The 26,387-nt window shown below is 66.9% G+C and carries 15 protein-coding genes; 5 read left to right on the forward strand and 10 right to left on the reverse strand.

The features are described 5' to 3' along the window. Window positions 1-275: 275 nt before the first annotated feature. The 5 genes from HUA75_RS30525 to HUA75_RS30545 all read right to left on the reverse strand — a co-directional run bounded on the left by HUA75_RS30525 (window position 276) and on the right by HUA75_RS30545 (window position 11,742). Complete coding sequence (locus HUA75_RS30525; RefSeq protein WP_217446348.1) at window positions 276-6,296, reverse strand: RHS repeat-associated core domain-containing protein; 6,021 nt, start codon at window positions 6,294-6,296, stop codon at window positions 276-278. A 747-nt stretch (window positions 6,297-7,043) separates the two neighbouring features. Next, window positions 7,044-8,048, reverse strand: a complete 1,005-nt coding sequence (locus HUA75_RS30530) for an ROK family protein (RefSeq protein WP_174488390.1) — start codon at window positions 8,046-8,048, stop codon at window positions 7,044-7,046. Window positions 8,049-8,325: 277 nt separating this feature from the next. Further along, window positions 8,326-9,243, reverse strand: a complete 918-nt coding sequence (locus tag HUA75_RS30535; protein WP_174488391.1) for a glycosyltransferase family 2 protein — start codon at window positions 9,241-9,243, stop codon at window positions 8,326-8,328. Between the two features lie 11 nt (window positions 9,244-9,254). After that, window positions 9,255-10,205 (reverse strand): glycosyltransferase family 2 protein, encoded by a 951-nt coding sequence (locus HUA75_RS30540; RefSeq protein WP_174488392.1) that lies wholly within the window; start codon window positions 10,203-10,205, stop codon window positions 9,255-9,257. A 19-nt stretch (window positions 10,206-10,224) separates the two neighbouring features. Further along, the gene (locus HUA75_RS30545; protein WP_174488393.1) at window positions 10,225-11,742 is read right to left on the reverse strand and encodes an oligosaccharide flippase family protein; all 1,518 of its coding nucleotides are present in this window, start codon (window positions 11,740-11,742) and stop codon (window positions 10,225-10,227) included. A gap of 317 nt (window positions 11,743-12,059) precedes the next feature. On the opposite strand from HUA75_RS30545, the gene HUA75_RS30550 reads away from it, so the two are divergent. Both HUA75_RS30550 and HUA75_RS30555 read left to right on the forward strand, forming a co-directional pair. Then, window positions 12,060-13,226 (forward strand): glycosyltransferase family 4 protein, encoded by a 1,167-nt coding sequence (locus HUA75_RS30550; RefSeq protein WP_174488394.1) that lies wholly within the window; start codon window positions 12,060-12,062, stop codon window positions 13,224-13,226. Next, window positions 13,223-14,368, forward strand: coding sequence for a glycosyltransferase family 1 protein (locus HUA75_RS30555; protein ID WP_254627850.1), 1,146 nt, complete (start codon window positions 13,223-13,225; stop codon window positions 14,366-14,368). Before HUA75_RS30550 ends, HUA75_RS30555 begins: the two co-directional genes overlap by 4 nt. A gap of 142 nt (window positions 14,369-14,510) precedes the next feature. Here the strand turns inward: HUA75_RS30555 and HUA75_RS30560 are convergent, their stop codons facing one another. Further along, window positions 14,511-16,073, reverse strand: a complete 1,563-nt coding sequence (locus HUA75_RS30560) for a serine/threonine-protein kinase (RefSeq protein WP_217446349.1) — start codon at window positions 16,071-16,073, stop codon at window positions 14,511-14,513. 226 nt (window positions 16,074-16,299) lie between these two features. On the opposite strand from HUA75_RS30560, the gene HUA75_RS30565 reads away from it, so the two are divergent. Together HUA75_RS30565 and HUA75_RS30570 are read left to right on the forward strand one after the other, a co-directional pair. Further along, entirely contained in the window at window positions 16,300-17,523 is a 1,224-nt protein-coding gene (locus HUA75_RS30565) for a glycosyltransferase family 4 protein (RefSeq protein WP_174488640.1), read from the forward strand. Between the two features lie 75 nt (window positions 17,524-17,598). Continuing rightward, window positions 17,599-18,747 carry a glycosyltransferase family 4 protein gene (locus HUA75_RS30570; RefSeq protein ID WP_174488396.1) on the forward strand — a complete coding sequence of 383 codons (1,149 nt, stop codon included), beginning with the start codon at window positions 17,599-17,601 and terminating at the stop codon, window positions 18,745-18,747. 6 nt (window positions 18,748-18,753) lie between these two features. Here HUA75_RS30570 and HUA75_RS30575 read toward each other — a convergent pair whose 3' ends face one another. The 4 genes from HUA75_RS30575 to HUA75_RS30590 are packed head-to-tail and all read right to left on the reverse strand — an operon-like array spanning window position 18,754 to window position 24,815. Further along, the gene (locus HUA75_RS30575) at window positions 18,754-19,896 is read right to left on the reverse strand and encodes a glycosyltransferase (protein ID WP_254627851.1); all 1,143 of its coding nucleotides are present in this window, start codon (window positions 19,894-19,896) and stop codon (window positions 18,754-18,756) included. Then, window positions 19,865-21,367, reverse strand: a complete 1,503-nt coding sequence (locus HUA75_RS30580; RefSeq protein WP_174488642.1) for a hypothetical protein — start codon at window positions 21,365-21,367, stop codon at window positions 19,865-19,867. Before HUA75_RS30580 ends, HUA75_RS30575 begins: the two co-directional genes overlap by 32 nt. A 17-nt stretch (window positions 21,368-21,384) precedes the next feature. After that, entirely contained in the window at window positions 21,385-22,626 is a 1,242-nt protein-coding gene (locus HUA75_RS30585) for a glycosyltransferase (RefSeq protein ID WP_174488397.1), read from the reverse strand. After that, window positions 22,623-24,815 carry a polysaccharide biosynthesis tyrosine autokinase gene (locus tag HUA75_RS30590; RefSeq protein ID WP_141641770.1) on the reverse strand — a complete coding sequence of 731 codons (2,193 nt, stop codon included), beginning with the start codon at window positions 24,813-24,815 and terminating at the stop codon, window positions 22,623-22,625. Before HUA75_RS30590 ends, HUA75_RS30585 begins: the two co-directional genes overlap by 4 nt. 192 nt (window positions 24,816-25,007) lie before the next feature. On the opposite strand from HUA75_RS30590, the gene HUA75_RS30595 reads away from it, so the two are divergent. Then, window positions 25,008-26,357, forward strand: coding sequence for a bifunctional glycosyltransferase/class I SAM-dependent methyltransferase (locus HUA75_RS30595; protein WP_174488398.1), 1,350 nt, complete (start codon window positions 25,008-25,010; stop codon window positions 26,355-26,357). The last annotated feature ends 30 nt before the right edge of the window (window positions 26,358-26,387 follow it).

Here is a 26,387-nt window from a genome sequence, read left to right on the forward strand (position 1 = left end):
AGCCCAGGTCAATTGCAACAAACGCTCAGTCTACTTCGATCCCCTTCGCGAGATCTCAAAATCCGATCCAGACCAACCCCATACAGTTACGCCTTCGGGTGTCATTTCAACCTGCAGTAGCCCACCGTCTCGGCCCTCATCAGGGCTGGGGCCCGTCGCACGAATCTCAACAAGCTCTCCAGGGGCAATTTCCTCAACCTCACCCCAAGGTTCAAGGACAAGCCGCGACATGCGCTCTACTTTATTCACCACTCGGATGACCAGGCTGATTGCCATTACATCCCCTCTCCGCTCTGAGCCGTTCTGCGCCCACGAAACGCGTCCAGGATCTTATCAAAAAAATCAACTCTCCCTCTCGCCGAGGGATTCTTTGGGTTTCGCTGATCCACATTGTCATAGAACTTACGCCACTCACCCGCCAACTCTTCATCAAGACCTATTTCATCTACGACATCCATATTGGGCTCTCCAACCTCAACAGGTTCGCCATCTTTCGCGCGTCCCTCTGGCCACTTGATCTTTTCGCCGAACTCCGCCGCGTCTTTTACGCCAGGAGGAAGACGCGGCATATCCATCTTCGGCGGCTTCACTCTCTCGCTGTTTTCACTTATATGCGCCGTGACTTTCGCAGCGACATAAGCCGCCGTCGCTGTCGCGGCCACGGTCGCTGTCGCGGCTACCACCGCCGTGACAGCCACCTCGCAGACACCACTCACACAAACCAACACAACCAACAACGGAAGGGCTCTTCCGCTAGGATCCGTATGAATAACAGGGTTATTGTGGGCATAGACATACACAGGCACGCTCATGCCCTGACCCGCCGCACCAGAAAGATACTTGGGGCTGACAAGGAGAGGATCTGGCCCTAGATACCGCCCGATGCTCGGGTCGTAGTACCGACTCCAGTTCTCGAAGAAATCCGTCTCAACGTCATGATATTGACCCGGGAAACGCAGCGGCGTCCACACAGGAGCAGCTCCCGTCTGGAAACGCCGGTATTCCACGCTCCCCAGTGCGGCATCCTGGACCGCCCCAGCGGTCGAGGCAGCCTGGAACCGAACCTGGGCCACGCCACCCGCTGCCGGAACAGCCCATTTGGAGACAGCGCCAAAGGACGTCACATCCTCGAGCAGTGTCGGGAGACCATCCACCCCATTCAACGCCACACCTGATCCATCGGCCAGGTAGACGCCACTTCCGCTCGCGACATCCAGAATGGAGAAGCGTGCTCGGAAGTGCGAGGTCACGGCGCCCGAAGTGGGTACTTGGGCCGTCGCCATCAACGCATTTGTGCCAAGCGCGAGAACAGGTGAATCCGCCACCAGGGTCGTGCGATTGACCTGACCATAGGGGTCATAGTCTGCGGCTCCAGTGACGCGCCTGAACGAGTCGAGAGCCAGGACGGGCTTGCCCTGTCCATCTGATATGAGAAAGTACAGCCCGCAAGGAGCCGACTCGCCATTGCGCGGACAATCCCCTGCGAAATCCACAAGCCGTTGTCCCGCCTGCGTGACCCGAGATTTAAAGAATGCAATCGGGCGTCCGTCCAACCAAATATACTCGTCACGCACGGACTCAGCAGTAGCAGGTTCAGTCTCGGTGTTTCCCCAATCCTCATAGAGACGGGTGTTCTCGTAAAAGAACTCGTCTTGGAGCGGACCTTTGCCGGCACTCACAAAGTAACGCTTGAGTCTTCGACGTCCGAAGGCATCATAGAAATACTCGTACATGCGGCCTTCATTGTCTGACACCTGTCGATAGACCGCGCCTACCGCTGCGTTTCTACCACTCATCGAGGCATCCAATTCCAGTGCATAGAATGGAGAGGCCACACTGTCCGTCTTGTTCTTGTACGAGGCGATCCGACTTACTCGACCGTCTTGGTCATAATCGTAACGCTGCGTCACCGAGAACCGAGGCGTGCAGAGAGTCCCACCACACTGGGTTCCCTCCAAATAGCGGGCGGTCAACAGATCGACGCGAGAGCCGATGCCGTCATACTCTCCCTTGAAGCGCCACCCATCCTGGACATCCAGTGTACCATTCCCACGAGCATCGTATTCGTAAGTGCGGCCTGAGAACGACCCACCCACTGACGACGATGCATTCGCAACCTCGTACGCAGACAGTAATTGCAGTCGTGCGTCGTAACCAGCCGCCCCAGTGGAGGCATTGGCGTAACGCACGGTATGGGGCGACACGTTCCCCGCCTCCAGCAGACAGGTGTCCTCTTGAAGCAACTGGTCGGCCTTCCATGTATAGACGCGCTTGAAGATGTCCCCAAGTGAGCCGCCGGCCTCGGTTTTGGACACTGAGACCCCCGCCAGGCGCCCCGTCGTGTCAGCCCCGCTGCTGAACGCAGTAACACTGCAGTTCGAGATGGGTTGGTTGAGTCCGTTGACGTGGTACTCGACCCGCGCCTTCTGCGCCCCCGCAGGCGCCTTGGGCGCGTTCAACACATACGAGCGCAGGCCTCCAAACGGTTCCCAACGAACGTCATCGACGATGGTTAGAAAACCGCCCCAGCCTGTACCAGCGACTCCATCGAATTCGGTCACTCGGATTGCCGAGATTCGATGTGACTGTGCACCTTCATGGTAGAGGTAATGGATTCCACGGCCACCAGGATAGCTCTCGGAGCTCAGTCGGCCTGCATTGTCATACCACCGAAGATGGCTGGGATGATTCGTGGACCTCCCCTCGTAACACATGGACGTACGCGGAGAGACCCCTGTTTGTGCGCGACCACGGAAGAAACCCATCGTGTTTCCGTGCGCATCATATTGATACCAAGTGTCCCCGAAGGAGTCCGTCAGGACCTGTGCACGCCCCATCGCACGAGCTGGTCTGACGCTCGAGTACCCCGGGCATCCCCAGGGTGGAGTCAACGACTGGTCATAGAAGTACGCGAAGAGAGTCTCTCGAGAGATGACTCCACCCACCGACTTGGCCGCTTCTGACGTCAGCGTGCGGCCCATGGAGTCATAGGTGTTTTCCACCCATTGAGGATCGGCCGCAGCCGCCATGGAGGGGGTCTGCTTCTTCACCAGGTTTCCGGCCACGTCATATTCGAAATGATAGCGGCCGCGTCCCGCAGGGCCTTCTGGGAACTCCTGTGGACCCGAGCCCCACGGAGCATCCATGCGGACAAGGTTGCCGAAGTCGTCGTGCCGATACTCCAGTCTCGGTTGACCACAGAGGCTGCAATCTCCCGCGGCTCCGGCTCCGCGAGGGCACCCCTGACGAACGCTCTTGAGATTGCCCGCGCGATCATAGGCGAGGCACATCTTCACAGCCTCTCCCGACGTGCTCGTCGTATCAACGGGCTCCAGCAAACCAGTGAGTCGATTCAGGCGGTCATACTCAAAAGCCTTGCAATGAGGACTCGCGGGCTGCCTTGGCAACCCCTCTGCCAGGCTGTTCGGGTCAAACCCGCCACACAGAGGGTCTGGCGCGGATGCAGTTGGCTGATAGGGTGACCCCAAGCCGACCTGATTCCCCTGGGTATCGTAGAGTCGCGTCTGGGAGTAGTTGGTCGCGGATGAAACCGACGGCCCCGCCGCCCCCCACGACTCGAAAGTCATTCGCTCGAGGGGATCTCCCTCATAGTATCGGGTGCGACGCACTTGGTTCGTCGCGTCCCTGAAAGTCTCACTGCGAAGAACACCCAGATGATACGTGTAGTCCACACGCTCCGCGTGAGTCGCGCCGGAGGGGACAGAAGAGTACGCTCGCCACTGCAAGAGTGCGGTACGTACACCGCCGACACATCCCTGGCCTGCCCCCGTATTTTTGCGGAAGCAGAGTACTTCATAGCGGCCATCCGGATGACGGATATAGTCGCCATGAGAAGCGTTGTCGTCATAACCATACGCCGTGACAGCCTCCCAGGATGCATGTCCGAGCGCAGTGGTCTTCCTCACCAACTGAGTGCCTTCGTATTCGAACTTCGTGATGTCTCCATTTGCATCAGTCAATTGCAACAACCGGCCCCTCACATCATATGAATCCAGGGCCGTGGTGATGGGGGCTGACAGGCAGCCCGATGGATAGACTTTCTTGGCCTTCATGCGTCCAGAGCGAGAGTCCGCGGTGGAACCATCCCAGTAGTCATAGACACTGATCGGAATGTTCCCACCCATATCGCACGTCGCAGAGAGCGAGCCCGCCACTTCACAAGGCCCCATGACAGTTCGGATTCGACCCAAGGCGTCTGGAGTCCCCTGCCCAGAGCAGGCATCGTGGGTCAGGTAGAAGACCCCCACATGCCGATCCTCTCGAAGCCACGTGTTCGTCGTCGGTGAGAAACCGAGCGAATGACCCGACTTCACCACTGCCGTCAGACGATTCGTGACAGGGTCCCGCTGGCGCCGCGTCCCGACTCTGGCGAGTGGGTTTTCATCCGCGAACACGGAGACGTCCGAGTCGGTCTCTACAAGCTGCTCGTACCCTCGCCGAGCAACAGGCCGGCCCACTCCTCCGTAAACATAGGTGTAATCGCGCTCAAGCAGTGCGCTTCCGCCATCACGATTTTCGGCGCCCAAATACACATGCTGCAACTCGGCGGGAGGCAGAAACGGCTTTCCAAGGACAGCAGGATCTGCCGCCAATGCATTCCCATAAACGGTGTAAGCACCATTGCTGTGTTTGGCACCCGAAGCGACATCCACCGCATTACCGAGCTTGTCGATAAACCAGCCATCCCCTGGCGGATTGGGTTCGACTCCGACGCAGGCGCCCCCACAACTTGCTGTCACCTTTGCAGACGTCAGCCGAGGACCTTGATCGCCTTGAGGGTTCACCCCCGCCAAGGTCATCTTGAATGTCCGTGCGACCTCACTCACGGTCGTCCCGGTACCGTCTCCGAGCGTCGCACCGTACGAAATGAAATACTGGTCCTGGCTCCGACAAGCCGCGACCCCCTCGAAGTACCCAGGAGGGCATCCATTGGCCTCGGCGCTGACGAAGAAGGTGTTCTTGGCAACCGAGTCGCCGTCGCCGTCCGTGTCCTTCACGACCACATTGTTCGCCGAAATCGACTGCCTGACGATGACCACCCCGTCACGCTTCACCTCCCAGCCCTCAGTGCTGCCCGGCACCGTGTAGGCATATTCAAGCTTGGCCCCGGTGACCGTTCCACCTGCCCTGTCTGGCCATTCGACCCTGGAGAGGAGCCCCGCCTTGTTGTCCAGGTAATGGTAGGTCACGACAGATGTCTCCACCGCACCATCTTTGCCCTGCAGATCCACCGAACTCAGGACACACTCGTGCGTGCGGTCAATCTCCGTCGGCACGCGTGAAAGCAGTCGCTGGTAATGGAAGATGAGGCGGTCACCACTCAGAGCCACGGCGGAACGAAGCACAGGCGATGCGGCGCCCAGGGTCTGCGCGGTCTCCTCCGGACTGCTGCCCGCGCACTCCGTCGGGACGTCATAGTACAGGCGAGCGATACGCCGATGGCACGAGTTCGACAGGTCCGTTCCGGCATCCTCCTTGCCTTCTTCAGCACAGGAGCCCTCGTCATACTGCTTTGGCTCGATGTAGCTGAGGAACGTCACACTGTCCCAGGTGCGAAATCCTTTCAGTGTCTCCTCGAAGCTGCCATGCCCCCGATTATCTTTATGATTGTAGAAATACCGACCATCGGGTGCGTGGACGACGATGCTCTCCCCCACCAATTGAATCTTGAGGGACTGCTCCGAGAAATTGGTACCAAAGCAGCCATCCGTCCCAATCATCGTTCCACAGTCGTCAAAGGACGTCATCGTCCCAGCTGGCCCTCCGTACAAGTCCCAGGCATAGAGGTCCAGGCAAAGGTCTGGCCAATTCGGAGGGTTCTCGCACAGGGTTTCATACTCATAACGATGGGCGATGAAACTATACAGATTGTGCCACCAGCGCAGCCGCGGATAGGGCTTGCCCGTGCCGATACCCGCATACCCGAAGGGCGAACCCAGCATCTTCCCAGGGGCGCCCACATTCCACGCGCCGATGGGCCCCGCAGCGATTCGCGTCAGCTTCAAATCTCCCAACACTCCATCCAGCGTCATGTCGGAATGTGAGTAAGTCGGCTTGAGTGAGCCGAGCGCGACGCGACTCTCAGGCGAAGCGCCAAAGCTGCCCGGGCCCCCCAGTGGTGGCAAGGGATTCAGCGTGGCCTGCTCCACCATCTTCTTGATTTCTTCCTCGGACAAGACGTCTTCGTCGAGCGCATAGGCGCCCAGCCCCACCAAGAAGATCGCGAGTCCACCTGCGAAAAAACTCCATCGTCTGGGCAATGCCAGCTTTTTCATGACGTTCCATTTCATTACACAGCTTGATTCGAGAGGCTTCTTCAACCACGGCATCCGTAGGCCACCTACTCAGTGAGAATCTGGAGATGGGGCACCCTGTCCCTTTGCCGGCAACAGACAGACGGACGACTTCGCACCTGGAACCACACTCACACATCGCCAACCGGGTGGACATTGAGCTGCTGACTCACATTTGTTGCTACAAACATAGCCGGCGCCTCGCTCGGGCCGACCATGGACACAGAGCCCACTCGCGCATTCTGAAGCGCCGTGCGCGGTACAGTCCTCGCCCACCTTCTTGACCGCTGGCTCTGTTGTCGGCTTGGGATGCCATTCCCGAACCACGGGACTGACATCTTCAGGTACCGCCTCGGCAGTGGAGTCTTCTGCTGGCGAAGGGCGACACCCCCCCAACCACAGCATGAGAATCACGCCGCTGACACACCTCCAGGGATAGGTGTTCAGCGCAGAGCCGAACCCATGTCCCATACCCGTCCTACGCATCCGCTATCTCCAAGGAAGTCACGCCGTGACACGTGCTGAAGGACAAACTCACGAACAGAGTGCCGACGACTTTACTGCCTGGGGCTGACACTCGCGATGGGAAAACGAGAAACGTCAGTCATCCCAGAATCATGGACAAAGCGTGTGGATTTCATGCCTTGACAGACACGTCTGGCACAGCTTCGAGTCGCCTGCCTATCGCTGCAGCAGACTCAAAATCAAGAAAGAACAGACCTCTCCGGACTATTTCATCGCGGGCTCTGCCAGCAGCGCCGCGCCAATGGCTCCTGACAGCTCACCCAGCTCCGCCACGAGGACAGGGGGTTGCCGCTCCGGGACGAAGATATGGGGACGCATGGCCTCGTGAATTCGGTCCGCATAGACAGGTCCCAGCCGTGTCCCCAGACCACCGCCCAGGATGACGGCGTCCACGTCCAGCAGGTTGATGGCGGAGGCGACTCCCGCGCCCAGCATCCGCACAGCCCGGTCGATGAGCCTCGTGGCCAGTACGTCTTTCTCTTCCAGTGCTCTCATCCAGACACTGCTAGTCAAACGCGTGCGGCCTCGCTTCTGCATCCAATCGAAAAGGTGCGTCTTCTCACCTCGACGGACGGCCTTGCGCGCCTTGCGCTCCAGACTCGCACGCCCCGCGTAGGCTTCCATGCAGCCCCGTCGCCCACACCCACAACGTGCGCCGCCTGGCTTCACCACCATGTGCCCGACTTCCCCCGCCGCGCCCCGTCCTCGCCAGGGATTGCCGTTGAGCACAATTCCTCCTCCCACACCCGTTCCCCACCACACCCCCAGCACCGAGCCATACGGCCGGCCCGCTCCCAGCCGGAACTCCGCCGCCACCGCGACCTGGACGTCGTTGCCCAACACCACTCGCGAGCGAACCAGGTCCGCCAGGTCTCCCGCCATGGGATAGGGCTCCATCCAGCCCTTTCCCACGTTGCTCACGCGCGCCAGCGTCCCCGCGCCTGCATCCACTGCCCCGGGCGCTCCCACGCCCACTCCCACCAGATGCCGGGACAGCGTGCCCGCCACCCTGGCGGCCTCCTCCAGCGCGCCATACATCGCCTGGACCACGTCCCCGGGAGCGCCGTCCTCGGGCGTCGGCTGACGCGAGCGTCCGAGCACCTTCCCCGCCGCATCGACGACCACCGCCTCGATCTTCGTGCCTCCCAGGTCGATGCCTCCCCAGAGCCTCGCTTTGCGGTGAGGCCGTTCCTCATGGGTCGTATCCATACCGACGACTGGGCGAGCCTCATCCATCGCGCACCTCCTCGGGCCTCACGCCTGGAACATGCGCAGTGCCCGAGCGCGCCGAAAAACACGCCCGCCTGCCAGACAAACAGCCGGGCCCCCGCCCCCATCGATATCGACAGCCCGTATTCGAGCAGGGAGGCACCGCTCCCTGAGCAGGTCGCTTCTCCTCCCGGGATTGCCGCGTGCTCAAGGAGCCGCGCCCGTCCATCCAGGCGCCCATGAGCGGGCTTCGCGGGCGGCACACCGGGCGTGGTGACTAGCGGCGCATCACCCGCTGGCGAAGTCCCACCATGGCGACCTTGGGCAGAAAGCCCACCATGTACCGCCAGCGAGGCACGGCCAGATGGAACGGCAGGCCGCGCCAGTACAAATCCACCGCGAGGTCACTTCTTCGGTGCTCCACCAGCCAATGCGAGACATGCCGCGCGCTGTAGAGGAGCATCTCCAGTCGCTCGTGCCGGCGGGCCTCGCCGCCCGGGTAGCGGCCGAGTCGCTCTTGCATCAACTGGTACGCCATGCCCCGGTGGCTCGGCTCCAGGTGTGTCGACTCAGAGCCTTCGTGCTTGCGATAGCCCACCATCACTGGCGCACGGACCCACGCGAATCCCGGCTCCGTGCCAAGGCGGTACAGCAAGTCGTAGTCCTCCGCGACGATGCGCAGCGGAGTGAACCCTCCCACCCTTCGCAGCGCCTCCGTCCGCACGGCCAGGACACAGGCGGTGCGCGGGGTCCGGTCCCCGGCGCTCGCCAGGTAGTCCGGGAACAGCATCACGCGCGGGTCCTCCCGCGTCACGGACCTCAGTTGCTCCACGCGATGGAAGTCCGTCGACGTCCCCATCACCACCGAGGGCATCCCGTGGTCCGTCAGCACCTTCCGATACGTGGACAGCGTCCAGGGGAACCACAGGTCATCGCTGTCCAGGAACACCACGTATTCGCCCCGGGCGGACTGGATGCCCAGGTTGCGCGCCACGCCCGGCCCCGCGTTGACCTGGGTCAGCGTCGTCACGCGCTCACCCAGACGTGCGAGGTTCTCCAGCGTGTCATCCGTGGAGCCATCATCCACCACGAGGACTTCGTAGTCCGTCTCCTCCTGCGCGAAGACGGAAGCGAGCGTCTCCTCCAACAGTCGCGCGCGGTTGTACGTGGGGATGACGATGGAGAAGAACGGCATGCGTGACGGCCTCACACGCGGGCCCGCAAGCCCATCTCGCTGATGCGCAGAAAGGTGGAGAGCTGGCGCTTGTATTCCGGCATCGCCATGCGTCCGCGCAGCAACGTCTGCGTCAACACCGCCGAGTTGTAGGGCAACGTCCCCACCAGGATGGCGCGCATCGCCCACTCGTGCAGCCGGCCATGGTGCTTGCGGAAGTACGCCAGCCGCGTGCGCCATAACTCGATGCGCACCTTGTCCGGTCCCGTGGCGGAGGGACGGAACGAGCGGCTCGTCAGGTGCGTAATCACCGCCTCCGGACAGAAGGCCACCTCCCAGCCCGCCTTCCGGGCCCGGACGCACCAGTCCGTGTCCTCGGTGTTGCCCAGGGGCGACATGACCTCGTCGAGCAGACCGACCTCCGCCAGGGTCTCCTCCCGCACCACGATGCAGGCCCCCAGCACCCAGCTCACCCGCGCCTCTTCGTGCCCATACTGGGCCGGGTCGATTTCCAGCTGCTTGAGGAAATGCAGCGGGCGCGGCAGGAACATCAGGTCGAAGAGCTGCCCGGACAGGGACATGGGCCGGAAGGTGCAGTTCTGGATGGTGCCATCCGCGTTCAAGAGCCTCGCGCCCGCCATGCCCACGCGAGGGTTCTCATCCATGAAACGCACCAGCGCATCGAACGCCCCTTCATGGACGATGGTGTCGTCGTTGAAGATGCAGATGTGGCGGCCCCGCGCCTGACGCAGCACCTGATTGTGATTGGCGGAGAACCCCTTGCGCTCCGTGTTGAAGAGCCAGCGCACTCGCGGGAAGTCGCGCCGCATCGCCTCCACGCCCCGACCGTCCGTGGCGTTGTCCACCACCCAGACCTCGAAGGTGCACTCGCGCGTCGTCTCATGCAGCGTGCGAAGACAGTCGTGCAGCAGCTCCGGGTTGCTGTGATTGACGATGGAGATGACCAGGTCGGGTTTCGTCATCGGAGGGCTCTCGTCTCGCTCATGGCACGGGGCTCACTGGCGCGGCGCTCGCGGAACGCCGGGCCTGGATGAAGGCCCGGATGTCTCGCACTTCGTCCAGCAAGGAGCGCGTCCTTGGAATCCACTCGCGCACCAGCACCAGGGCGGCGAACAACACACAGCCCACCGCCGTCCGCGCCAGCATGTCCTGCTCGAACAGCACCCAGGCCGCCGCGTACGCCCCAGCCATGAGCAGGCCCACGGAGAGCAGCGGCTCCATCACCTGGGACACCAGGCCGCGCAGCGCAGCGTTGAGCCGCGTCACCCGCCACGTCGTCACCCAGATTTCCCCCAGCGCCACCAGGAACGACACGGGACCGACGCTCGACAGCCCGTAGCGATGCAGGGCCCAGGTGCCCAGGCCCCACTTCACCGCGCCCGCGCCAACGACGACCGCCAGTCGCTCCCACGGGCGTCCGCCCGCGTTCTGCGCGGTGGCGAGCAGCCCCGTCAGCGTCATCAGCACGCACTCCAGGCTGAACCACTGCGCCAGGGGAATGGCGGCCACCCAGCGCTGCCCGAACAGCAGCGGCACCACCACCGGCAACGTCAGGACGGCCAGGGGGATGACCAGCAACAGCGCCGCGGACAGCCGGCGCAGCGAGGTGCGCAGGTACTCGGCGAAGCCCAGCGGATCATCCTGGAGCCGGCAGTACGAGGGGAACGCCACGCGATTGAGCACCACGCTGAGCATCATCGGCGTCGAGGAGAGCGCCCATGCCCAGTTCACCAACCCCACCGCCTCCTTGCCCAACACCCGCCCCACCATCAACGGCACCCAGCCGGCCACCAGCGCGCCCACCAGCGGAGGCAGCTGGATGGCCAGCCCATAGCCCAACAGTCCTCGCAGGAGCCTCGGTCGAAAGCTCCCGCGCGGACGCCAGGGGGACGCCGAGGCGATGCAGGCCCACCCCACCGCGCCCCGCACCAGTCCACCGCCCACCAGGGACCATGCCCCCAGCCCCAGTGCCGCCAGGGCGATGGTGCTGACCACCTGCGCCACGTTCTCCGCCAGCTCCGCGCGAGCAATGGCGGGAAACGCCAGCTTGCGCTCCAGGGCCATCAGCGGAATCACGCGCAACGTGGTCAGGAACAGGCCCACGCCCATCACCCACACCATGGGCAGGGCGTCGGCACCCAGCGCATACCCTTCGATGAGAAAGGGGGCGAGCGCGCAGATGGCGACGACGATGAGGGCCGTGAAGGCCTGATGACACCAGAAGAGGGTGAAGGTCTCGTCGCGGGTGGGCTCGCGCGACTGATGCACCAGCGCCGCGCTCAGCCCCATGTCTCCCAGGTACGCACCGAGCGTGGCCACGTACGCGACGATGCCGTAGAGCCCATAGTCGGCGGGAAACAGCAGCCGGGAGAGCGCCAGCGCGCTGACCACGCGCAGCCCCTGCGAGGCCGCCGTGCGGGCGGCCAGGACGAACATGCCCTTCAGGGCACGCGCCTTCACCTCGCCAGTCGTCACCTCCGGTGCGGCAGTCGCGTTCATGGCTGGCAGCGCCCCGCTCCCGGGCGTCGACGAAGGGCGGGCCGGACAGGCCACGCACATCCGACGCGCACGGCACGAGCGGATGGCGGGATGCTACCGGGCCCCTCCAGGCCTCACAAGCAATGCCAGAGCGCGCCAGGGCTCCAGGTCGCGGTGCCCCAAGTCGCTCGCCTGCCCGACACCCGCGCGATGATTGCCACCCCCCAAGGCCCGCGACTACGGTCCTTCGCCGCGCATGCCCCCTGACGGTCGCCGTCCCCTCCTCCCCGCTCACGCGCCTCGCTGAGCACGTCCCCCGCGAACGGCGCCGAAGTCCGATGCCTGCCCCCTCCCCCACTCCCACCTGGCACCTGCTCACCGGGGAGTACCCGCCCCAGCGAGGAGGCGTTAGCGACTACACGCGGATGCTGGCCCAGGCCCTCACGCGCGCGGGCCAGCAGGTTCATGTCTGGGCCCCTGGAGACACCGGCGTCCATCTCGACGGAGACGTCACGGTCCACGCCATCCCTGGACTCCTCACGCCCCTGGGACCGTCGCGCCTGACACGTGAGCTGGACAAATGCCCGGGCCCTCGTCGGCTGCTGCTTCAGTACGTGCCCCACGCCTTCGGAATGAAGGCGATGAATGTTCCGTTCTGCGCGTGGTTCGCCACGCGTCGCCAGGATGAGCGCTGGGTCTTCTTCCACGAGATCGTGTACCCGTGGAACCCTCGGGACCGGCTTCGCCATCAGGTGCTCGCGGGTACCACGTGGGTGATGGCTCGGCTGCTGGCCCAGGGTCTGGACCGCGCCTTCGTGTCCATTCCGGCCTGGACGCGACACCTGCCCGCGAACGTCCAGCCCCTCGCCGAGTGGTGCCCCATTCCCAGCACCCTGCCCGTCGACCCCGACGTGGCTGCGATTCAACAGGTACGCGCGGTGCTCGGGCCCGGGCCCTGGTTGGGACACTTCGGGACCTATGCGCCCTCCATCACCGGGACACTGGAAGCGGTGCTGGTGCCGCTGCTGCGCGCGGAGCGACAGCGCAAGGTGTTGCTGCTGGGGCGCACCAGCCGCGAGTTCGCCCAGGCACTGGTGGGTCGGCACCCCGACCTGACCGAGCGCGTGGTGGCGCGCGGCGCGCTTCCAGGAGAGGACGTGGCCGCGCACCTCGCGGCCGTGGATCTGCTGGTGCAGCCCTATCCCGACGGCGTGACTTCGCGGCGAACGACGGTCATGGCCGGGCTCTCCCTGGGCTGCCCGCTGGTCACCAACACGGGACACCACACAGAGCCGCTGTGGCGAGAGCTGGACGCCGTGGCCCTGGTGGAGGGCACCGCGACAGCCCCTCTGGTGCAAGCCGCCGAACGACTCCTGTCGAACCCAACGGAGCGCCTCCAGTTGGGTGAGCGCGCCGCACGCGCCTACCGCGAGCACTTCGCGCTGGAGCGCACGGTGGAGCGACTGCTGCGCCCGGGCCCTTCCTCTCGGGAGCCCCGCTCATGAGCCCCCGCGAGCCCCTCCGACTCGCGGTGCTGATGGATCCTCGTGAAGAGGGCTGGCCCAGCATGGACCTGGTCGGCGAAGCGCTCCTGGAGGGACTGGCCGGATATCCTCGCGAGGTGTCCGCCCGTGAAGTGCGTCCCACCATTGCCTCGGTGGTGCGTCGGCTGCCAGTGCTGGGCTCGCGCCCCCAGTCCTTCAACGTGGACCGCGTCCTCACCCGCTTCGGGCTGTATCCGACGCGGGCCCTGCTGACGCGAGCCCGCGATGAGGCCTTCCACGTGGTGGACCACACGTACGCGCAGCTCGTTCATGCGCTGCCCGCCTCGCGTACCGGCGTCTATTGCCATGACCTGGACGCGTTCCGCTCCGTGGTGGAGCCCCACCGAGAGCCTCGCCCCGCATGGTTCCGACAGCTGGCCCGCGCCCAGCTCCGAGGGCTGCAACGCGCGGCCATCGTCTTCCATAACTCCCAGGCGGTGCGTGACGAACTGCTCGCGCACGGCCTGGTGGACCCGACCCGTCTCGTCTGGGCACCGCTGGGCACGTCGCCCGAATATCGACCGGAGCCCGTGCCCGGAGACATGAGCGCGGAAGTCCTCGCGCCGCTGGAGGGCAGGCCCTACGTGCTGCACGTCGGCAGCGCGATTCCCCGCAAACGGCTGGATGTGCTGTTCGACACCTTCGCGAGCCTGCGCTCCCGTCATCCCGACCTGCGATTGGTGCAGCAAGGCGGAGCACTCACTCCGGCGCTGCGTGAGCGGGTGACAAGGCTGGGCATCGGAGGGGCGCTGCTCCAGCCTTCGTGGCAGGACCGGCCCACGCTCGCGGGCCTGTACCGAAGCGCGAAGGCCGTCCTCCTCACGAGCGAGGCGGAGGGCTTCGGCCTCCCCATCATCGAGGCACTGGCCTGCGGTGCCCCCGTGGTCGCCAGCGACTTGCCCGTGTTGCGGGAGGTGGGCGCGGAGGCGTGTCTCTACTGTCCCGTGGGAGATGTCGCCGCTTGGAGCGACACCGTGGACTCGCTGCTGACCGGACGACGGGAGGCGCCACCGCTGGCGTCACGACGGGCTCGCGCCGCTCGCTTCACCTGGAGCGCGCATACCCGCACGGTGCTGGACGCCTACTTGCAATTGACAGGTTGAGGCGACACCCCGCTCACGACACGAGCCTCGCGCTTCACCTGGAGCGCGCACACCCGCGCGGTGCTGGACGCCTCCTTGCGATTGCCAGGTTGAGGCGACACCCCGCTCACAACAAGCGCCTCGCGGCGCCAGAGCACCTTCGTCAGCGTCGACCCGTCGGCTCGCGGGCTTCGGCCCCTTCGTCTCTCGCCTGTCGACGCCCGGCTTCCCGCTCCGAGGCCCCTCGTCCCAGGCGGGAGCGCTCCGCTCCATTCGACTCCGACGCCGCTCGCGCCGACGACAGGAGCGCCCAGCCTCCGGCCCCCACCACCAGCATCAGCACACCCGCCAGCCCCATGAGCATCTTGCGCGAGCGCCCGGAGCGGATGGTGGCCAGGTCGAGCGTCGTCGCTTCCAGGAACTGCGTGGGCCTCACCATGATGCTGGTGGCGGCATCGGAGTCGGACCCATGCGGACGCCGAGCAGGAGCCGCGCCCCGTGCTCGCCCCGCTCGTTTAGCGAATCGATCCCCCTTCGCTGGGGAAGGAGGCACAACAGGCGTCGGGTCCGGAGCGTGTGTCTCCAGCGGCTGCGTCGAGAGCTTCGTCGCGCTTCCGAAGAGGTCCATGCGGATCTGCTTGAGCTCCCGACGCACCGCCTCCGCGGAGGCGGGACGCGCGGACGGCTCCTTCGCCAGCAGGCGCAGCACCAGGGACTCCAGCGCCGGGTTCAGCTCCACATATGACGACAGTCGCGGCGGCGGCGTCCGGACATGCTGGAGGACGATGGCCAGGGGCGTCTCCCCCTGGAAGGGCAGTCGCCGCGTCAGCATCTCGTAGGCGATGACGCCCACCGCATACAGGTCCGTCTGGGGACTCACCTGCTGGCCGCACGCCTGCTCCGGCGCGATGTACTCGGGCGTCCCCACCATCGCGTTGGCGTGGGTCTGGGGCGTGCTCCCATGCGGCGCCTCGCTGCGCTTGGCGATGCCGAAGTCGAGCACCTTGATGGCCTCGCCTCGCCCCTCCTCGCGCACCATGAAGACGTTTCCTGGCTTGAGGTCCCTGTGGATGACGCCTACCGCGTGCGCGGCGGCCAGGGCCCCCAGCAGTGCCTCCAGGATTTGAATGACCTCCAGCTCGAGCATCGGCGCGCGGCGCTGGATGACCTCGTCGAGAGGCGCCCCCTCCAGGTACTCCATCACCATGTACTGGCCGACGTCGGGGATGGTGCCGAAGCCGAAGATGTCGATGATGCCGTGGTGGTGGATGGCCGATGCGGCACGCGCCTCGGTGGCCAGGTCCCTGGCGCGACCGCCTTCGGCGAAATCCGGGCGGAGCACCTTGATGGCCACCTTGCGACCGATGACCGCGTGCTCGCCCTCGTAGACGATGCCCATGCCGCCACTGCCGATGCGGCGCTTGAGCACGTAGTCGCCGACCTGCTTGCCCACCAGCATGTCGCGAGTGACGGACTCCTCCCACTTCATCATCCGCGCCGCGTACGCCGCGGGGACACCCTCGACCAGCGGACTGAAGGGCGCCTGCGTCGGCTCCGAGTCGGGCGCGCGCTTGAGCGTGGCCTCGTTGTCATCCGCGCGATACGGGCCCGCGGACAGGGAGGCTCCTGCCCGGAACACCTCGCGCGGGCAGACGGTGACACCCGGTCGGTGGTCGGCACCGCAGTGAGGGCACTTCCGCGAAGGGCTCATCGGGTCGAGCATCATCGCCCGTTCCCCTCCGTGGATGCCATCTCCGCCGAGACAATCCCGTCGACGCGGCTCGTCGCGAGCTGTCCTTCCCAGGTGACGCCCTCCATCACTCCCGTTTGATTTTCATGATTCACATGTCTCACGCGAGTTTGCCTCCCGTGGCCACACACCCGCCGCGGTGGGTCCTTGGGGCGGGGCGGTGATTGACGACCCCGAGGGGGTCTGCTTCGGTCCAGCGGGCGTGCGCATCCTCTTCCTCAATCCCGTGGGGGTCCTCGGTGGTGCCGAGCGCGCGCTGCTGGACCTGATGGCCTGCCTCCGCCAACTGGATGCGGGCCTTTCGCTCCAGCTCTTCGCGGGCACGGAGGGGGCCCTGCTGGACGAAGCCCGTGCGCTCGGGGTGGACGCGCGGCTGCTTCCGCTTCCGGAGCGGCTGTCTTCCCTGGGTGATAGCGGGCTGCGAGGACGCGGGCCGAAGGAGGCCTGGAACCTCGCGCGAAGCCTCGCGCCCACCGGTGTCCTGCTCGCGAGCTACGGACGTACCCTGCGCCGGGAAGTGGCGAGGCTGCGCCCGGACCTGCTGCACTCCAATGGCATCAAGACCCACCTGCTGAGCCCCTTCACCTTGGGCCTGCCCGTCAAGCGCGTCTGGCACGTGCATGACTTCCTGAGCGAGCGACCGCTGGTGCGCTTCGCACTGGGTGCGCAGTCCCCTCTCGCCTCGGCCGCCATCGCCAACTCCCACGCGGTAGGTGAGGACGCGCGCGCGGTGCTCGGAAAGGTTCCCATCCACGTCGCCAGCAATGGCGTGGACGTGGAGAGGTTCTCACCGGGGGCGGGACACCGCGCGGACCTGGACGCCCTGGCGGGTCTTCCCCCTGCTCCGGAAGGAACCCTTCGCGTGGGGCTCGTCGCCACCTACGCGCGCTGGAAGGGGCATGACGTCTTCCTGGAAGCCGCCGCACGGCTGTCGCGGCAGGCGCCGACGCTCGAGGTGCGCTTCTATCTGGTGGGGGCTCCGCTCTACCGGACCCCAGGCTCCCAGTTCACCGAGGACGAGCTGCGGCGGCTCATCGGTCACCATCAGCTCACCGGACACGTGGGGCTGGTGCCCTTCCAGGCCGACCCGTCCGCCGTCTACCGCGCCCTGGACGTCTTCGTGCACGCCAGCACGCGCCGCGAGCCCTTCGGCCTCACCATCGCGGAGGCCCTGGCCTGCGCGACGCCCTCCATCGTCTCGCGCGCGAGCGGCGCGGCGGAGGCGCTCACGGACGGAGTCGATGCCTGGCTCATCGAGCCCGGCGATGCCCCTCTCCTCGCCACCACCCTGCGCACCCTCCTGTCGGATTCGGCCTTGCGCGCACGACTGGGCGAGGCGGGCCGAAAGACGGCGGGGGCGCGCTTCTCCCGCGAACGCTATGCACGCGAGGTGCTCGCCGTGTACCGCTCGCTGCTGTCCACCTGACGGAGTCTCGTTCTTTCTGGTGCCTTGACCCGGTGGGGCGGGTCTGGTTCGGTCCTCCGTGGACCGGGAGCTTCCGTGAAGCGGCCTCGCAGACTCGTCACCGTCTCGCACTCCTATGTCGTCGGCCTGAACCGGCGCCTCGCCAACGAGCTGGCGCGCGTGGGGGCGGGGACGTGGGAGGTGAAGGCCGTGGCGCCTCGCTTCTTCCAAGGCGACCTGAGCCCTCTCACCTTGAAGCGCGAGGAGGGCGAGGCCGCGACGCTGGAAGCCGTGCGTGCCTTCTTCAGTCGCTCCCTGCATGCCTTCGTCTATGGGCCGGAGCTGCGCGGCTGCCTCGCGGGTGACGTAGACCTCGTCCACTCCTGGGAGGAGCCCTATGTGCTCGCGGGGCTGGAGGTGGCCCTGCTCACGCCGCACCGCACGCCCCTGGTCTTCTGCTCGGCGCAGAACCTCTTCAAGCGCTACCCGCCCCTCTTCGCGCAGGCCGAGCGCTTCGTCGTCCAGCGCGCCTCGGGCTGGGTGGCCTGGGGCGAGACGGTGAAGGACCTCCTCGCCACCCGGCCGGGTTATGCGGCGAGGCCCGCGCGCGCCATTCCCATGGGCGTGGACGTGGAGCTGTTCCGTCCGGACCGCGCCGCGGGCGAGGCGTTCCTGCGCGAGCAGGGCTGGGAGGCATCGGGTCCTCCCGTGGTCGGCTACCTGGGACGCTTCGTGCCCGAGAAGGGCGTGCCCCTGCTGATGGCGACCCTGGAGCGACTCCAGACACCGTGGCGCGCCCTGTTCGTGGGGGGCGGTCCCCTGGACGGTGCGCTGCGAGACTGGGCCTCACGGCATGAGGGACGCGTGCGCATCATCACCGGAGTTCCGCACGGAGACGTGCCGCGCGCACTCAACGCCATGGACCTGCTGTGCGCGCCCAGTCAGACGACGCCTCGGTGGAAGGAGCAGTTCGGACGAATGCTCGCGGAGGGCTTCGCCTGCGGGGTGCCCGTGCTGGGCAGCGACTCGGGTGAGGTGCCCCGCACCGTGGGCGACGCGGGCCTCGTGCTCCCCGAAGCGGACGTCTCGGCATGGACCGCCGCCCTGGCCCGACTCCTGGAGAGTCCCGAGCAACGCCGGGAACTCTCCGCGCGCGGCCGGGAGCGCGCCGTCACCCGCTTCGCCTGGCCTGTCGTGGCACGGGCCCATCTGGACTTCTTCGACGAGGTCCTGGCCCGCCGCTGAGTTCGCTCAGCCCTCGCGCTCCATCACCTCGACGAGCGTAGAGGCCATGTCGTCCCATGTCCTGGCGCGCAGCGACTCCGACAAAGAGGCCAGAGGCACGGCCCAGGCGGTCGCGTTCGTCCTCCAGGACTCCAGCGCGCCCACGAGCCCCGCCACGTCATCGGGGTCATCCAGCAACAAGTCCCGCAGTGCAGCGGGATAGCGCTCCGCCACGCCCGCGGAGCGACTCACGAGCGCGGGCAGCCCCGCGCACAGGGCTTCGTGAACCCCCAGCCCATAGGCCTCGTAGCGCGTCGGAGCCACGAGCAGGTCCGCGGCGGACAACAGCACTGGCACGTCACTTCGGAACCCGAGGAACTGGACGCGCTCCGACAGGCCGCGCACCCGCGCTTCCTGTTCCCAGGCCTCGCGCTGCGAGCCCGCGCCCACCACCTTGAGGTCCGTGTCCCAGTCGCCTCGGGCGTGAAGTCGGGACCACGCCTCGAAGAGCGTGTCGAAGCCCTTGCGCCTGTCACCCAGCGCTCCGACGAAGAGCGCCACGCGCCGGTCCGCCGGCCAGCCCAGCGCCGCGCGCGTCGCGCTCCGAGTCTCCTGGGAGACAGGGTGGAAGCGCTCCGGCTCGCTGCCGTAATAGACGACGTGCACCCGCGCCTCGGGAACACCGGTCGCCGCCACCAGGTCGGCGCGCGTCCGCGCGGAGTTGGCGATGATGACGTTCGAGCGCCACAGCGCCTTGTGCTCATCCTTCTTGTAGCGATGGTGACTCACCCGGCCCTTGAGTCGGCGAAGCACGCCGCCCACGGGCTCGGAGGTATAGGCCCCGTGGACGTAGTGGACCCAGTTGGCCCCGGGCACGACGCAGTTGCCTCCATTGGCCAGCACCCGCCCGCCCTCGGCCCGCGTGCGCAGCGCCCAGGCACGCCCCACCGCATCCAGCAGCGGCTCGCCCAGCAGGTACGCATTGGCCGGCTTGGGCACGTGGACGAAGCGCACGTTGGGAAACTCTCGCAGCGCGTCCGCGATTCGGTGCGCCACCAGCCGCACCGGCCCACCCTGCTTCGCCAGCCACAGTGCCAGCGCGAGGTTGGCCCGGTCCATGCCACCGGTGGCCACGAAGTCACCGGCGATGAGCGTGTAGGGTCGTCGCATGCGTCCAGGCGCCGAAGAGCGCCGCGTTGAGCAGCCAGAACTCCATGCCCATCTGGCTCATGAAGAACGAGTAGCTGAAGGTCAGTGCCAGCGCGCCGAGGTTGTAGGCGAAGATGACGCTGCCCCACAGCCAGAACTCGCCCCCCGTGGTCTCCCGCTGGCGGGCGATGCGGAACACCCACGCCATGGCCGCGAGCAGGCCCAGCGGATAGAGCAGCATCACCAGGAACCCGCCGTCGTACACCCACGCGGTCCACTGGATTTCGGCCCACAGCGAGGGACGCGCCGGGTCCGAGTTGTCACCGAAGTAGGCGTTGGCCATGCCGTAGCGACCGAGCCCCGCGCCCAGCGGGTACACCGGCAGCAGGTCGTTGAGCGTCACTTCCAGGAAGAGGCCCCGGTTGCGGTGGTAGACCTGCTCGGGGCGCTCCTCGAACAGGCTGTTCCAGCGCGCGAACACCGCGTCGCCGCCCACCGCGACGGCCCAGCCGAAGGTGAACACCGCCGCCCCGCCCACCACCACCACCAGCGTCGCCAGTCGCGCGAGCCGTCCGCTCAACGCGAGGACGAGCGCCATCGCCGCCACGCAGACGACCAGCATCAGTGCGAGCGCGCGGACCTGACAGAGGTAGAGGCACAGCAGCCCCACCAGGATGCTGCCCACGCTCATCCCCCGCACCCACCCGCGCCGGGACGACAGCAGGAAGCCTCCGCCCAGCAGCACCGAGTAGAAGGCGCCCGTCGCGGCGCCGCCCGGCATGTCCGTCAGGCCCATGGGGCGAAAGACGCGCTCGCCGCTGACCGTCTCGAACTCCAGGCTGCGCACGTAGGCCTCGCCCTGGTTCTGAATCATGGTGGAGACGTTGGGCTGGAAGCGGCCCGGGAAATAGACCTGGAGCACCCCCACGGTGGCGCTCGCGGTGTTGAAGAAGAAGAGCAGCGCCAGGGTGAGCCGGAACGTCTTCGGGTCGATGGACAGCCGCGTCACCCAGAGCAGCGGCGCGACGATGGAGACCTGGATGGCCAACTGCGCCATCGCACCCAGCGCACTCACGGTTCCCGGGTTGAAGAAGTTGAGCGCGGTGATGCCCAGCGCCCCCAGCACGAAGGGCAGCGCGGGGTGCTTCAGGCTCCGCCCTGGCACCAGCACCAGCAACGCGAGGCTGAGACCGAACGCCAGGGTCCGCACCACCACGCGCACCGGGGAGATGGCCTCCACCAGCAGCGCGAGCTGACAGGCGATGAGCAGACCCACGAACAGCGGCACCAGCCGCGCCGAGGAAAGCCATCCGCCTCGCGAACCGGTCCGCGGCTCCCCGCTTCGGGTGGCACCGGGATTCGTCTCGAGCGCGCCGGCACCGCCGACTCGCGGGGCCGGCGCCGAGACGACCTCCAGCGGTGCGCCGGGCGCGCGCCGCACATATCGGCGCCCCAGGACGCCGGGGCCCTGGAGTCCCGGCCGCGCCGACATGGGCGGGCGCGGACTCTTCACGCGACGGCTCGTGTGTCGGTCGGTGTCTCCGAGGTCGGCACGGGCCGCCCCAGCGCCTCCGCGTACAACGTGAGGCTGCGAGCGGCCATGACGTCGTGCCGGAGCTCCGCCTCCGCCCGCGCCCGAGCGCCGCGCCCCAACTGCTCCGCCAGCCCCGGCTCCTCCACCAGTCGCCTTGCCGCGCGCGCCAGCGCCTGCGCGTCACCCACCGGAACGGTCAATCCCGTCTCCTCGTGTCGGCTCACCCACGGCACCCCCGAGTGCGCAATCGCGGTGTTCAGCACGGGCAGGCCACACGCCATGGCCTCCGCCTGCGACAGCCCATACGCCTCGCTGCGCGCATTGCTGGGGAACCACAGCGCGGTGGCCGCGCGATACGCACCAGTGAGCGAATCCGGAGGGAGGTAGCCCGCCCACGTCACGCGGTCCGCCACGCCCAGCGCCTTCGCTCTCGCGCGCGCCTCTTCTTCCAGCGGCCCCACGCCCACCACCATCAGTCGCCCGGGCACCCGCGCGAGCGCCTCCAACGCGGTGAACAGGCCCTTGTAGTAGACGAGCCGCCCCACCATCAGCCACAGCGGCTGGCCTCCGGCCTCCTGCCGCCAGTGCGCCTCCGCCTTCAGCGCCTCGGCGGACGGCTGGAGATAGGGCCCCAGGTCGATGCCCAGCGGCAGGGCGCGGACCTTCTGCCGGAAGGTCTTCAGGAGCGCGGAGCCATGCACGTACGCCTCGCTGTCGGACAGAATCCGGCGTGCGCGGGTGTACAGCAGCAGCTCGAAAGGGCGGAACAGCGCGCCGGCCACCCGCTGACGGATGATGTCGCTGTGGTGGGTGATGAAGACCGCGGGGAGTCGGGGCACGCAATCCAGCGCGAGCACCATGGTGGGGTTCGGCGTGTGCAGGTGCACCACGTCCACGCCCCGCGCGAGCATCCGCCGCAACATCCCCGGCAGCTCCGGCAGCACGTCCATGCGCGCCACCGAGGCCCGGCGCCCCAGCCGCACCACGCGCACCGGGCCGTCCCACTCCTCACGCGTGGGGCTGCTGCCCCGGAACTCATGGCTGGTGTTGCCCGAGTCCCTCGAGTGGTTGGCGCACAGCACCTGCACCTGGGCGCCCTGCGCCGCCTGCGCGCGGGCCAGCGTCTGGACGTGGCTTTCGATACCACCCGACGCGGGCGGATAGAACTTGCCCAGGTGCAACACCCGCAGACCCGCTCCCGCCGGGGGCGTGCTCACGACTGCGTCACCCCGTCCTTGGACTCCTCCGCGTACTGCCCATACCCCTGGTAGGCCAGGTACGAGTCCCCGTAGCGCGGCGCCTTCAAGTCCACGTCGTTGAGGATGGCGCCGTACATGCGCGCCTGCACGTCCGCCAGCGAGCGCAGCGCGCGCCGGGCCGACTCGCGGTTCGTCTTGCCCGCCTTGAGCACCAGCACCACGCCGTCACACTGCGTGGCCAGCACCGCCGCGTCCGCCACCGCGTTGAGGGGCGGGCTGTCCAGGATGACGCGGTCGAACTTCCCCGCCGCCGCCTTCAACAGCTCCGTGAAGGCCCGCGTGTGCAACAGCTCCGCCGGGTTGGGCGGAATGGGGCCGCACGGCAACACGAACAGGCCGGGCACTTCCGTGCTCTTCACCGCCGCGTCCAGCGTGCCCTCGCCCACCACCAGCGAGGAGATGCCCAGCTCGTTCGGCACGCCGAAGGCCCGGTGCAGCCGGGGCCTGCGCATGTCCGTGTCCAGCAGCAGCACCCGGTTGCCGCTCTGGGCCATGGCCACGCCCAGGTTGATGCTGGTGGTGGACTTGCCTTCCTGAGGACCACTGGACGTCACCACCAGCGTCTTGAAGGGCGTGTCCGGAGACATGAACAGGAGGTTGGTCCGGATGGCCCGACAGCACTCCGCCACCGACGACTTCGGCTCGCGGTGCACGTAGAGGTCCCGGTCCTTCGGCGGGTGGTGCCCCTCGATGCGCGGCATCACGCCCAGGAACGCCAGCCCCAGCCGCTCCTCCACGTCCGCCTGCGTGGCCACGCTGTTCTCCAGCAGGTCCAGGAGCAGCGCCACGCCCAGCCCCGCGAGCACCCCCATCACCAACCCCACCAGCAGGTTGCGATTCACGTTCGGCTTCACCGGGATGTACTGCGGCCGGGCCGAGTCCAACACGCGCACGTTGCTGGTGCGCAAGAGGCCCGACAGCTCGATGTCCTTGAGCCGCTTGAGCACCAGCTCGTAGAGCCGCTGGTTGTTGTCCGACTCGCGCTTGAGCCGGTCGTACTCGATGGACTTCTTGTTCACCTGGAACGCCTCGGCCTTGGCGTCGTCCAGCAGTCGCACCAGGTTCTTGCGCTGCGCCTCCGCCTCGGACAGCTCCGTCTCCGCCGAGCGCACCAGGTTGCGCAGACTCTTGAGGAAGTCGGCCTGAATCACCGCCAGCTTGCCCTGGCACTCCAGGAGCTTCGGGTGCTCGGGCAGGTAGCGCTCTGTCAACTCCGCGCACGCCACGCGCACGTCCGTGTAGGCCTTCTTGAGGTCCTGGATGGAGCCATCCTTGGCCCCCGGCAGCGCCTCCGCCCACAGCTCGTCGTCGGGCGAGGCCTTGCGCAGCTTCTGGATGGCCTCCACGCGCGCCTGCAGCGCGGCGATGCGGGTGCTCACCTCGGTGAGGTTCAGGTTGTAGCTGTTGATGCGGTCGCTGACGATGCTCATCCGCGACTCCAGCGACGTGGACAGCATGTCCGCGTCCTTCTTGAAGTCGTAGACAGCCATCTCGCTCGCCTTGGACTGGTTCTCCAGGTCCTCCAGCCGCCCCTCCAGCCAGCTTTGCGCGTCCTCCGTCATGCGCAGCTTGAGCGCCAGGTTCTCCGCCATGTACGCGCCCGCCACTTCATTGGCGAGCAGCGCGGCGCGCTGGGCATCCAGGTCATCCACCGCGATGTTCATCACCCGCGAGTCCTTCGCGGGCAGCACGCGGATGCGCGACTGGAGCAGCCCCACCGCGTCCGAGCCCTGCATGGCCTGGACGCGGGCCTTCTCGTCCTGCAGGCCCGCGAGCCCCAGGAAGCCTGGGTCCGTCGACAGTCCGAGCTTGTCCACCACCCGGCTGGCCACCGCGCGCGAGGTGATGATTTCGCTCTGCGTGGCGTAGTACTCCTTGTTGAACCAGTAGTTGCTGCGCTCCTCGCCCATGACCTCCTTCACCTCGCCGTCCAGGAAGCGAGGCGCCATCACGTCGATGATGAGCGAGGTGCTGGCGGAGAAGACCTTGGGCTGGCGCAGCGTGTAGACGGCCGCGAGCGCCGCCACCACCACCGCCACGCCGAGCACGACCCACTTGCGTCGCCAGAGCGCCCGCGCGCGGAGCATCAATCCCGCGGGCGTCGGGCCGCTGTTACCACCGGCCGGGTCGAACACGGTTCCTTCCACGTCTTGTCTCTCCTGGAGCCTGGAGCGCCTGGGCCGGTTCCGACCTTCACCCACACCCATGGACACCGTCGTCGAGCGTGCCGTGTCCGCCCCGGGTTGTCCATCGTTCCGCCGTCGCCTGGACGCCCCCCTTCCACCCTTCTTCGAGGGAGGAACGCGCGCATTCGGGCCGCCTGTGCTAGGGAGCGCGACGTGAGCTTTCCGCACTCCGTCATCATCCCCTTCGACTCGTCCACTGTAGATGCCGCCGCCCATTTCGCCCGCGCCCTGGCGGGCCGCGCGGAAGTGGTTCTCGCCGGAGACGGCCAGCCGGATGTGGCATCACGGCCCGGCCTGCATGTGCTCAGCGTCCAGGGAGGCAAGGGCGCGTCCATCCGCGCGGCGCTGTCCCACGTGACGAGCGCCGTGACGGTGCTCCAGGACCCGGATGCGGCCTACGCACCGGACGCCTACGAGTCGCTGATGGGCCCGCTCCAGGCGGACACCGCGGACGCCGTCTTCGGCCGCCGGGGCACCCCGGGCCTGACGCCGGAGCTGTGGGCCGAGCGCGCGATGGGCCATGTCGCCCGCTTCGTCACGGACGTGCCGGTGAAGGACCCGCTCAGCGGCGTGCGCGCGTTCCGCACGGAGGCCCTGCGCTCCGTCACCCTCACCAGCGATGACGACGCGGTGGACGCCGAGCTCGTCGTGAAGCTGGCCGCGCAGCTCTACCGCCTCACGGAGGTGTCGCTGCCGCCCATGCAGGCCGTGCCCCGCCGCCCGCGCGCCGCGCGCCTGTCGCAGCTGCGCACGCTGATGCGCTACGCCACCGTGCGCGACGACGCGGACAACCAGCACGAGGGCTACACCACGCTGGAGCGCATGGACGGCGCCACCCACTACAACCAGTGGCTGGGCCGCCGCTTCCGCGCGCACCTGGGCCGCCGCGTGCTGGAGATTGGCGCCGGCATCGGCACGATTACCCGCGAGCTGGAGTCCGGCGCGGAGCTGCTCATCGCGCTGGAGGTCGACCGCTTCTACGTCGACCGCCTGAAGAACCTCTTCCGCGGCCGGCCCCACGTCCGCCCGTACCTGTCCGACGTGGCCCTGGCGGACTGGGAGTCGCTCAAGCAGGAGCGCCTGGACACCATCGTCCTCTCCAACGTGCTGGAGCACATCCCCGACGACGGGTCCGCGGTGCGCCGCTTCCGCCAGATTCTGGCGCCCGGAGGACGGGTGCTCATCCTGGTCCCCGCGCTGGAGCAGCTGTTCGGCAGCATCGACGAGGCCGTGGGCCACTACCGCCGCTACACCCCCGCCAGCCTGCGCGCCGTGCTGGAGGAGAATGGCTTCGAGGTGGAGAAGCTGGAGTGGATGAACCTGGTGGGCATGCCCGGCTGGTTCGTCAACAGCCGGCTGTTGCGCCGCCGCTCCGTGCCCAAGCTCCAGCTCAAGCTGTACGACACGCTGGCCCCTCTGTTCGCCCGCGCCGAGGCGAACGTGAAGCTGCCGGTGGGCATGAGCCTCTTCGCCGTGGCCCGCGTCACCGGAGGCGACGCTTGAGGATGCGCCTCCCGGCGACGACGCACCACA

Source organism: Myxococcus sp. CA040A (genome assembly GCF_013336725.1).
GTDB classification, from domain to species: Bacteria; Myxococcota; Myxococcia; order Myxococcales; family Myxococcaceae; genus Myxococcus; species Myxococcus llanfairpwllgwyngyllgogerychwyrndrobwllllantysiliogogogochensis.